Genomic DNA, 10,009 nt, shown 5'->3' with positions numbered 1-10,009 from the left:
CCCACATTCAGCAGACCCAGCCCGGAGGCGCTCTTCCCGTTCACTTTCTGTTGTGACTCAAGTCTTTCAGCCGTTCAAGTCTCTGTCAAATTGACTCGACTCGCACAACCTGCAGAAATTAAGCCCGCCCCCTTTCGGAGACAACCCCTCTAACTTACCAGCCCGTAGACCGATCTGCGAATCGATCTCCAGACCCGCGGGTCGGAAGGGATTGCCGACGATCGTGACACAACACACGAGAGCCACCTGAGTGATGGATGTGGGTTGCGCCGCTCTGCGTCGGCTTCTAAAGATTAGCAGCGCCTCTCGGCCCCTCGGGCCGGTTCGCCAGGTTCCCCGGCAACGGAACGATCACAACCGAACATAGACTCCCCACGTGAGCAGCAACGAGCCACCAGTGGCGAAGAAGATCCCCACCGAACGCACTCATCACGGTGACATCGTCATCGATGAGTACGCATGGCTGAGCAACAAGGAAGATCCAGACACGACCGCCTATTTGACGGCGGAGAACGACTTTCTCAAGCAGCAGACCGCACACCTCTCCGAGCTCCAGGAACAGGTGTTCCAGGAGATCAAGGGCCGCACCCAGGAAACCGACCTGTCGGTGGCCAGCCGCAAGGGCGCGTGGTGGTATTTCGCCCGTACGGAGGAGGGCAAGCAGTACGCGGTCTCCTGCCGGGTCCCGGCCGACGACGACGCGCCCCCGGAGATCACCCCCGGCGAACCGCTCGACCACGAACAGGTCATCCTCGACGGCAACGAACTCGCCGGCGACAGCCCGTTCTTCTCGATCGGCACCAGCTCCGTCTCCCCCGACGGCACGATGCTGGCCTATTCGACCGATTTCAAGGGTGACGAGCGTTTCACGCTGAAGTTCAAGAACCTCGAGACCGGCGAGGCGCTGCCCGACGAGATCACCGACATCTTCTACGGCGGCGCCTGGTCGGCCGACGGCTCGACGTTCTTCTACACGCGGGTGGACGACGCCTGGCGGCCGTACCAGGTCTACCGGCACACCCTCGGCACCCAGGAGGACGTGCTCGTCTACCAGGAGGACGAGGAGCGCTACTGGGTGGGCATCGGGCTGACCCGCAGCGAGAGGTACCTCGTGCTGGGCGCGGGCAGCAAGATCACCAGTGAGGTGCGCATCCTCGACGCCACCGATCCGACCGGTGAGTTCGTGGTGGTCCGTCCGCGGAAGACCGGCGTCGAGTACGGCGTCGAGCACGCGGGCGACTTCTTCTACATCCTGCACAACGAGAACGCCGAGAACTTCGAGCTGGCCACGGCCCCGCTCGACGCCCCGGGCACCTGGACCCCGCTGATCCCGCACCGCGACGACACCCGGCTGCTGGAGATCGACGCGTTCTCCGACCACGCCGTGGCACACTTCCGCCGCGACGGGCTGACCGGGCTGCGCGTGCTGCCGTACGGCGCGGCGGGGGGCGACTGGCGCGAGCGGGTCGAGGCGTCGGAGCGCGACGCGTACGAGATCGACTTCCCCGAGCCCCTGTACGACGTCGGCCCCGCGGGCAACCCGGAGTTCACGACCAGGCGGCTGCGGCTGGCGTACACGAGCATGGTCACCCCGCCCAGCGTGTACGACTACGAGCTGGACACCCACGACCTCATCCTGCTCAAGCGGCGCCCGGTGCTGGGCGGCTACGACCCGGCCGACTACGAGCAGTTCCGCGAGTGGGCCACGGCCGACGACGGCACCAAGATCCCCGTGTCGATCGTCCAGCGGAAGGGCGCCGCCAGGCCCGCCCCGACGGTCCTGTACGGGTACGGCAGCTACGAGACCTCCATCGACCCGAGCTTCTCCGTGCCGCGGCTGTCGCTGCTCGACCGGGGCTTCGTCTTCGCGGTCGCCCATGTGCGGGGCGGCGGCGAGATGGGCCGCCACTGGTACGAGGACGGCAAGCTGACCAGGAAGCGCAACACGTTCACCGACTTCGTGGCCGTGGCCAGGCATCTGAAGACGTCGGGGTGGAGCGGGCGGATCGTGGCCAGGGGCGGCTCGGCGGGCGGGCTGCTGATGGGCGCGGTGGCGAACCTCGCGCCCGAGGAGTTCGCGGGGGTCGTGGCCGAGGTGCCGTTCGTGGACGCACTGAACACGATCCTCGACCCGTCGCTCCCGCTGACCGTGATCGAATGGGACGAGTGGGGCGACCCGCTGCACGACCCCGACGTGTACGCCTACATGAAGAGCTATTCGCCGTACGAGAACGTGGACGGCAGGCCGTACCCGCCGATTCTGGCGATCACGAGCCTGAACGACACGCGTGTGCTCTACCACGAGCCCGCGAAGTGGATCGCGAGGCTGCGCGCGACGGCGAGCGGCGGCCCGTTCCTGCTGAAGACGGAGATGGGCGCGGGACACGGCGGCCGCAGCGGGCGTTACGACGCCTGGCGGGAAGAGTCCTTCGCGCTGTCCTGGATCATCGAGAGAGGCACGTCATGACGTATCAGGCCGACGAGCGGCGCTACGAGCGCCAGCCGTACAACCGCAGCGGCCGCAGCGGGCTCAAGCTGCCGGCCGTGTCACTGGGCCTGTGGCACAACTTCGGCGACAACCGTCCGATCGACAACTCGCGGGCGATCCTGCGCCGGGCGTTCGACCTCGGGGTGACGCACTTCGACCTGGCCAACAACTACGGCGTGCCGTACGGCTCGGCGGAGCGGAACTTCGGCACGATCCTGCGCGAGGACTTCGCGGCGTACCGTGACGAGCTGGTCATCTCCACCAAGGCCGGATACGACATGTGGCCGGGCCCGTACGGTGAGTGGGGCTCGCGGAAATACGTGCTGGCCAGCCTCGACCAGTCGCTCCGGCGCATGGGGCTCGACTACGTGGACATCTTCTACAGCCACCGGCCTGACCCGGAGACGCCGCTGGAGGAGACCATGGGCGCGCTCGACCGGGCGGTGCGCTCGGGCAAGGCGCTGTACGCGGGCATCTCCAACTACTCGGCCGAGCAGACCGCCCAGGCGGCCCGGATCATGAGCGAGCTGGGCACGCCGCTGCTCATCCACCAGCCGTCCTACTCGATGATCAACCGGTGGATCGAGGACGGGCTGCTGGACACGCTGGAGGAGGCGGGGATGGGCTGCATCGTGTTCTCGCCGCTGGCGCAGGGGCTGCTCACCGACCGCTACCTGGACGGGGTGCCGTCCGACTCGCGGGCGGCCACCAGCAGGTTCCTGACCGCCGACCGGATCGACCGCGACCTGGCGCGCGACCTCAACGAGATCGCCGGGACGCGGGGGCAGACGCTGGCTCAGATGGCGCTGTCGTGGACGCTGCGGGACCCGAGGGTGACGAGCGTGCTCATCGGCGCGAGCAGCGTGCGGCAGCTCGAGGACAACGTGGGCTGCGTGAACGGCCCGGCCTTCACCGAGGACGAGCTGGAGGCCATCGACAAGATCACTGGCCCGGCCGCGTCAGGCCGCTGATCCGGGCGCGTCGTACGCTCACAGGGCCTTGTGCCGCTGGAGGTAGGTGAAGGCGGCCCAGCCCGGCAGCACCGGCAGCCAGAACGTGAGCAGCCGGTGCAGCAGCACGGCCGAGGTGGCCAGCTCGGCGGGGACGCCCGCGACCGTCAGGCCGCCCACGAGCGCCACCTCGACCGCGCCCAGCCCACCGGGGGTGGGCGCGGCCGAGCCGATCGCGTTGGCCGTGAGGAAGACGACCGCGACGGCGGTGAAGCTGAGGTCGCCGCCGAACGCGGCCACGCAGGCGTCGAGGCACACCACGAACGCCATGGTGATCATGAGCGTGCCCACGCACGCCTCGATCATCTTGTGCGGTGACTGGAGCACGTCGAGCAGGCGGGGCAGCACGTTCGAGAACAGTCTGCGCAGCCGCGAGGTCACCAGCCGGCGCAGCGGCGGCACGCCCAGCACCCCCACGACCAGCACCGCGACCCCCAGCAGCACCAGGACGAGCCCGCGCGACGGCGAGAACGAGGTGGCCGTGGTCGACCCGGTGATGTAGGCGAACAGGCCCAGCAGCAGGATGTGGAAGACCAGCATGGTGACCTGGGACGCGCCCACGCTGGCCACCGCGCTGGCCGGGGTGATGCCGCGTTTTTGCAGGTAGCGCGTGTTGATCGCGACCCCGCCGACCGCCGCGGGCGTGACGAGCTTGACGAACGAGGCCGCGAACTGCACCAGCACCGTACGCCACAGCGGCAGCCGCTCGGGCACGAACCCGCGCAGCATGAGCGCCGCGGCCACGAAGCTGGTGAACGAGGCCAGCAGCGCCAGCCCCGACCAGGCCCAGTTGGCCGTGGTGACGACCTGGTAGACGTTCACCCGGCTGAGCTGGGAGAGCACGATGTACGCGGCGATGGCGCTGGCGATGATCGTGATCAGGGTGCGGGGGCGGAACCGCTCCAGGCGCACTTCCTCGAGCTTGCCCTGTGGCTTGAGCGCGACGATGTGCTCGCGGATGCCCGGCAGCACGTTCTTGGCCTTGGCCAGCGCGGAGCGGGTCTCCCTGGTGAGCGCGATCTGCTGGAGCAGCGGCATGGCGGCGGCGAGCGCGTCGGGGCCCATCACGTCGGCCGCGGCGCGCACCGAGCGCTCGGGGCCCACCCGCAGCGCCAGGTAGGCCAGGAGCTGGGCGACGTCGAGCCGCAGCAGCAGGTCGCCGGCCGCGACCTCGCCGCTGCGGGCGTCGGTGAGCACGACGCGGCCCGCGCGGTCGAGGTGGATGCTGTCGCCGGTGAGCCGCCGGTGGGCCAGGCGCTGGATCTGCAGCAGCTCGACCTGCTCCCAGATCTGGGCGAGCACTTCGTCGCTGATCTCCGCGTCGGGCACCTCGTCGAGCGGGCGCGTCTCGATGTGCTCGTAGGCGAGCAGGGCGGCCTCGGTGCCGATCTCGCTGGTGCCGAGCAGGCGCGGGGTGCTGGCGCCGGCCGCCTGGGCCGCGTACGCCATGAGCGCCTCGCGTTCGAGCTCGGCCCGCAGCGACCTGATCGCCCGCCGCCTGGTCTCGGAGTTGAGCCTGATGCGCCGCCACAGCCGGTACGGCAGCCCGGCCACCTGCCGGTCGCGGTCGAGCACGGTGACGTCGAGGCTGGAGCCGTCTTTGAGCCCGATGGCGTAGCGGCGGCTGCCCTGGTGGTCGTCCTCGACGCGGCGGGCGGAGACGGGGACGAACGACAGCTTGCGCAGCGCGGCCACGACGGCGCTGCCCGGTGGGCGGGTGTTGGGGCTGCCGACGCCGTACAGGGTGGCGTAGCCGATGGCCATGCCGACGAGCACGGTGACGATGGCGCTGGGGAGCGTGATCTGGCGGCCGGAGAACAGCGCCAGGATGTAGAGGGCGATGGTGGTCCACATCAGCATCCGCCAGGTCGGGCGGCGGGAGACGCGGACGGCGGTGGAGTAGGCGATCACCGAGGTGAGCAGCGTGTTGACCGGCTCGATCGTCCGGTCGCCGGTGAGCAGCACGCGCAGGTCGTCGACGTTGCCGCCGACGAGCCACTGCCCGAGCAGGAACGATCCGGCCATGCCCACGATGGCGGCGATCAGCCCTTCGGCCACCCGCAGCCCGTCGCGGTGGAAGACCCGCTCGACCGCGAAGGCCATGGGCACGATGAGCACCGCCGCGCCGCCCAGGAACGCCGCGACCCGGCTGAGCAGCGGCACCAGCTCGGCGCCCTCCTTGACGTCGGCCTCGAGCCCGATGAGCGTCTGTTTGGCGACGAGGGCGAGCAGGATCACCGCGGCGAGCACGAGGAGCGTGGAGATGAAGCGCAGCAGGTCGGAGGGGCGGCGCAGGCGCTGGGGCAGCAGCGGCTCTACGACGTAGACGTCGGTTTCCGCGCGCGGTTCGGCCACGGCTGGATCCCCCTCCGAGAGGTCCTCCGTGTCATCTCGTTCCCTGATATCGGCCACCGACAGCGATTCCGCACCTTCCCGTGCCGGACCGTACGATCTCTGGCCCCCAGTCTGCTCGATCGTCCCCGTAGTCGTCGCACGGGGCAGGCTACACTCTGAAGTTCTCCCCGTTCACCTCCGATTCGCAGAGGACCCGTGGACGTAGAATTTGCCCCATGTCGGGTGAATTGAGGGTTTTGGGGGCATGTCCGCTTGACTGCCCGGATACCTGCTCATGGGTGGTCACCGTCGAGAACGGCGCGGCCGTCAAGCTGCGCGGCAACCCCGACCAGCCGTACACCAGGGGCGCGCTCTGCGTGAAGGTGAACCGCTACCTGGAGCACACGCGCGCGGACGACCGCATCCTGCACCCGATGCGCCGGGTCGGGCCGAAGGGCTCGGGCCGGTTCGAGCGGATCACCTGGGACGAGGCGCTCGACGAGATCTCCGTACGGCTGCGCGGCATCGTCGAGGAGCACGGCGGCGAGGCCATCTGGCCCTACCTGGGCACCGGCACGCTCGGCTACCTCCAAGGTTGCGAGGGCGTGGCGGGGCGGCGGTTCTGGAACGTGCTGGGCGCCTCCAAGCACTGGCTCAACATCTGCTCGGCGGCGGGCAGCTCCGGGCTGCGCCGTACGAACGGCACCGCCGCGGGCATGGACCCCGAGAACTTCGCCCTGGCCAGGCTGATCCTGCTCTGGGGCACGAACACGCTGACCAGCGGCCACCACCTGTGGAAGTTCATCCAGGACGCGCGAGCGGACGGCGCGTACGTCGTCGCCATCGACCCCATCCGCACCAGGACGGCCGACCAGGCGGACGAGCACCTGGCGATCAGGCCGGGCACGGACGCGGCCCTCGCGCTCGGGCTGCTCAACGTCGTGCTGGCGGAGAACGCCCAGGACGAGGAGTTCCTGGCCTCGCACACCGAGGGCTGGGACGCCTTCCGCGAGGAGATCCTGCGCCACCCCGTCGAGAAGGTGGCCGAGATCACCGGGATCCCGGCCGAGGCCGTCCACAGGCTGGGGACGCGGCTCGCGCACACCCGCCCGACCGCACTGCGCGCCACGCACGGCCTGCAGCGGCACGCCGGCGGCGGCGCGGCGCTGCGGACGATCGCCTCGATCCCCGGCGTCACCGGCGACTGGCGGCACCCCGGCGGCGGCCTGGCCTTCTCCACCAGCGACCACGTGCACCTCGCCGTCGACAGGCGCGACGACCTGCTGGCCGAGCCGGTGCGCACGCTGGTCATGACCAAGCTGGCCTCGCAGCTCGACGAGTCGGTGAAGTGCCTGTGGGTGTACGCGGCCAACCCGGTGGGCTCGTCCCCCGACTCCAACGCGATCAGGCGCCGGCTTGCCCGCGAGGACCTGTTCACGGTCGTCATGGAGCAGTTCCCGACCGACACCGTCGACTACGCCGACATCGTGCTGCCCGCGACCATGCAGACCGAGCACCACGACCTGCACGCCGGCTACGGGCACCTGTACCTGCTGTGGAACGAGCAGGCCGTGCCGCCCCCCGGCGAGTGCCTGTCGACGACGGAGACGTTCCGGCGGCTGGCGGCGCACATGGGGCTGACCGAGCCGTCGCTGTACGACTCGGATCTGGAGCTGGCCGAGCAGCTCCTGGCGAGCGGGCATCCCTCCCTTGAGGGGATCACCCTCGACAGGCTGCGCAAGGAGGGCTGGATGCGGATGAACTACCCGCAGCCCTTCACGCCGTTCGCCGACGGCTTCCCGACGCCCACCGGCCGGCTGCGCTTCCCGCCGGCCGGACAGGCGTACGTGCCGCCCCACACGGCCGGCGCGGACGGCTCCCGTTACCCGCTGCGGCTGGTCACGCCGGCCTCGCACACGTTCCTCAACACGACCTTCGGCAACAACCCGGAGCTGCGGCGGCGGGCCAAGGAGCCGGTGGTGCTGGTCAACCCGGCCGACGCGGCGGCGCGCGGGCTGGTGGACGGCCAGCGCGTACGCGTGCACAACGACGGCGGCGGGTTCCTGGCGGACGTGGAGATCAGCGACCGGGTGTCGGCCGGGGTGGTGGCCTCACCGAAGGGCCGCTGGCCCAAGCTCAGTCCGGGCGGCGCCAACCCGAACGCCGTGGTGGCCGAGCGGGACGCGGACATGGGCCGGGGCCCCGCCTTCCACGACAACCTGGTCGAGCTGAGCCCCCACCCCGCCTGATCCGGCGGGTCACAGGGTCAGCTTGTAGCCGACGTGGGAGTCCGTGAAGCCGAGGGAGTGGTAGAAGCGGTGCGCGTCCGTACGCGACCTGTCGGAGGTGAGCTGGACGATCGCGCAGCCGCGCGCCCGCGCCCGGTCGATCGCCCAGGTGATCATCTTGCGCCCGAGGCCCTGCCCCCTGGCCGGGTCGGCGACCCTGACGGCCTCGATCTGGCACCGCTCCGACCCCAGCCGCGACAGCCCCGCCAGGTAGGTGAGCTGCATCGTGCCGACCACTTTGCCGTCGCGCTCGGCCACGATCAGCTCGTCGTACGGGTCGGCGTCGATCCGGTCGAAGGCCGCCAGGTACCGCTCGTCGTCCGGGTCGCCCTCCCGCGCGGCCCCGAGGGGGTCGTCGGCCAGCATGGCCACGATGGCGGGCACGTCGTCCCGCCGGGCCGGGCGGAACAGCAGTGACAGCACGTAGTGGGACTCCATCAGGGCGGGGTTGGACGGCAGGGCCATGACCTGGCCGCTCGGGGTGAAGCCCCTGCGGGTGTAGAGGGCGCGGGCGGCGTGGTTCAGGTCAACCGCCCACAGGCCGATCTCCTCGACGCCGGTGCCCCTGGCCCAGTCGACGGCGGCGTCCACCAGCCGGGAGCCCACGTTCGCGCGCCTGGCCTCGGGGCCGACCCACATGGACAGCAGGTGCGCGCGCCGCCGGCCGGGGTCGTCCCGGTCGTCCTCCAGCAGGACGCACACCAGGCCGACGTCCGAGCCGCCGCGCGTGGCCACCCAGTACCGAGAATCCGGATTTTTCAGCCTTTCCGACCAGATTTCAGGCGTGAATTCGATCTCCCGCCCGTACGAGGAGCCGAACGCGTCCGGCGCGTCCAGCAGCGCCCGCAACCGCACCTCCCGCAGCCGCTCCCCCTCATCCGGCCCCAGTTGCACAATCCGCACATCAGTCATGCCCGCATCATGTCAGGGACGGCTCAGGGTCCATCCCCGATGTCTCAAGGGCGGGACGAAAGCGAGCATGATGCCATGAACGAAATCAGTCGACGCGATGAGATCTCCCTGTCGGGCGCCGCACTGCGCGGGGCCCCCTGGAAGGCCGCCGCCATCGGTGCGGGTGTCGTGACCGCCGCGAGCTTCGGTTTCGGCCTGATCACGGGCGGTGGCGACCTCGTGTGGGCGCTGGGCCTGGGCATCAGCCTGTTCGCCCTGATCGCCGCCATAGGTTCGGTGTCCAAGCCGGACGTGGGTGACCGCGTGACCCGCCAGGCCCGCCTCTGGGCGCTGGGGCACCCGTGGAAGTTCGCGCTGCTGCCCGCCGCCATCACCGCCGTGCTGGACTATCCGGTGCAGCTCGTGCTCGACGGCGAGGGGGTCTTCGGCTCGGCCGTGGACGCCCTGTGGCACGGCGCGCTCGTCTACCTGATCGCCGCGGTCCTGACGCTGACGACGCGGGGACGAGTGCGATCGAGCCGGTGACCCCGGCTCAGCCCGGGACGCCCCGCTCCGCCGGGCTCCTGCAGACGCAGAACTCGTTGCCCTCGGGGTCGAGCATGGTCACCCAGCCGGAGCCGTCGGGCTGGCGGAGATCGTCGAAGACGGTGGCACCCAGCTCGACCAGCCGCTCGACCTCCTGGTCACGGGTCCTGCCCTCGGTGCCGTTGACGTCGAGGTGCACCCGGTTCTTGACCGTCTTGCCCTCGGGCACGCGGATGAACAGCAGGAACGGGTCCCGCTCGGTACGCAGCATGGCCTCGTCGTCGCCCGGCTTGTCACCCTCGCCCAAGGGCAGGCCCGTGGCCCTGCTCCACCAGCTCGCGATCTCGTACGGGTCGGCCGCGTCGATGGTGATCGCATGAATTTCGATCATGCGATCACCCAACCCGACACCGGCTAAGACGTCAAGCAGGTGTCCGGCCCGGCGCTCGAAC

General features: G+C 70.1%; 7 protein-coding genes and 1 pseudogene. 4 read left to right on the top strand and 4 right to left on the bottom strand.

The features are described from left to right. The first annotated feature begins 376 nt into the window (after positions 1-376). Entirely contained in the window at positions 377-2,467 is a 2,091-nt protein-coding gene (locus tag ACZ6S0_RS46915; RefSeq protein ID WP_465926491.1) for a S9 family peptidase, read from the top strand. Beyond that, complete coding sequence (gene mgrA, locus ACZ6S0_RS46910; RefSeq protein ID WP_465926489.1) at positions 2,464-3,459, top strand: L-glyceraldehyde 3-phosphate reductase; 996 nt, start codon at positions 2,464-2,466, stop codon at positions 3,457-3,459. The genes ACZ6S0_RS46915 and mgrA overlap by 4 nt, the downstream gene beginning before the upstream one ends. 18 nt (positions 3,460-3,477) lie before the next feature. Here the strand turns inward: mgrA and ACZ6S0_RS46905 are convergent, their stop codons facing one another. Then, complete coding sequence (locus ACZ6S0_RS46905; RefSeq protein WP_465926487.1) at positions 3,478-5,853, bottom strand: lysylphosphatidylglycerol synthase transmembrane domain-containing protein; 2,376 nt, start codon at positions 5,851-5,853, stop codon at positions 3,478-3,480. Between the two features lie 215 nt (positions 5,854-6,068). Between ACZ6S0_RS46905 and ACZ6S0_RS46900 the strand changes: the two genes are divergently transcribed. After that, complete coding sequence (locus ACZ6S0_RS46900; RefSeq protein ID WP_465926485.1) at positions 6,069-8,081, top strand: molybdopterin-containing oxidoreductase family protein; 2,013 nt, start codon at positions 6,069-6,071, stop codon at positions 8,079-8,081. Positions 8,082-8,090: 9 nt separating this feature from the next. Here the strand turns inward: ACZ6S0_RS46900 and ACZ6S0_RS46895 are convergent, their stop codons facing one another. Both ACZ6S0_RS46895 and ACZ6S0_RS46890 read right to left on the bottom strand, forming a co-directional pair. Next, positions 8,091-8,558 (bottom strand): GNAT family N-acetyltransferase, encoded by a 468-nt coding sequence (locus tag ACZ6S0_RS46895; protein WP_465926499.1) that lies wholly within the window; start codon positions 8,556-8,558, stop codon positions 8,091-8,093. Positions 8,559-8,600: 42 nt separating this feature from the next. Next, positions 8,601-9,032: pseudogene (locus ACZ6S0_RS46890) on the bottom strand (GNAT family N-acetyltransferase); the annotation flags it as partial. A 75-nt stretch (positions 9,033-9,107) separates the two neighbouring features. Between ACZ6S0_RS46890 and ACZ6S0_RS46885 the strand changes: the two are divergent. Then, positions 9,108-9,557: a hypothetical protein gene (locus ACZ6S0_RS46885; protein ID WP_465926483.1), complete on the top strand. Its 450-nt coding sequence runs from the start codon at positions 9,108-9,110 to the stop codon at positions 9,555-9,557. 7 nt (positions 9,558-9,564) lie between these two features. Here the strand turns inward: ACZ6S0_RS46885 and ACZ6S0_RS46880 are convergent, their stop codons facing one another. Further along, complete coding sequence (locus ACZ6S0_RS46880) at positions 9,565-9,948, bottom strand: VOC family protein (RefSeq protein WP_465926481.1); 384 nt, start codon at positions 9,946-9,948, stop codon at positions 9,565-9,567. Between the last annotated feature and the right edge of the window lie 61 nt (positions 9,949-10,009).

It is taken from the genome of Nonomuraea sp. NPDC051298, from assembly GCF_055586305.1.
This window is presented reverse-complemented; position numbering and strand designations above follow the sequence as displayed.

Excerpts from the sequence above, each read along its gene's own strand:
- ACZ6S0_RS46895 (WP_465926499.1), bottom strand. The coding sequence starts at position 8,558 with ATGGAGTCCCACTACGTGCTGTCACTGCTGTTCCGCCCGGCCCGGCGG.
- ACZ6S0_RS46885 (WP_465926483.1), top strand. The coding sequence starts at position 9,108 with ATGAACGAAATCAGTCGACGCGATGAGATCTCCCTGTCGGGCGCCGCA.
- ACZ6S0_RS46900 (WP_465926485.1), top strand. The coding sequence starts at position 6,069 with ATGTCGGGTGAATTGAGGGTTTTGGGGGCATGTCCGCTTGACTGCCCG.
- mgrA (WP_465926489.1), top strand. The coding sequence starts at position 2,464 with ATGACGTATCAGGCCGACGAGCGGCGCTACGAGCGCCAGCCGTACAAC.
- ACZ6S0_RS46880 (WP_465926481.1), bottom strand. The coding sequence starts at position 9,948 with ATGATCGAAATTCATGCGATCACCATCGACGCGGCCGACCCGTACGAG.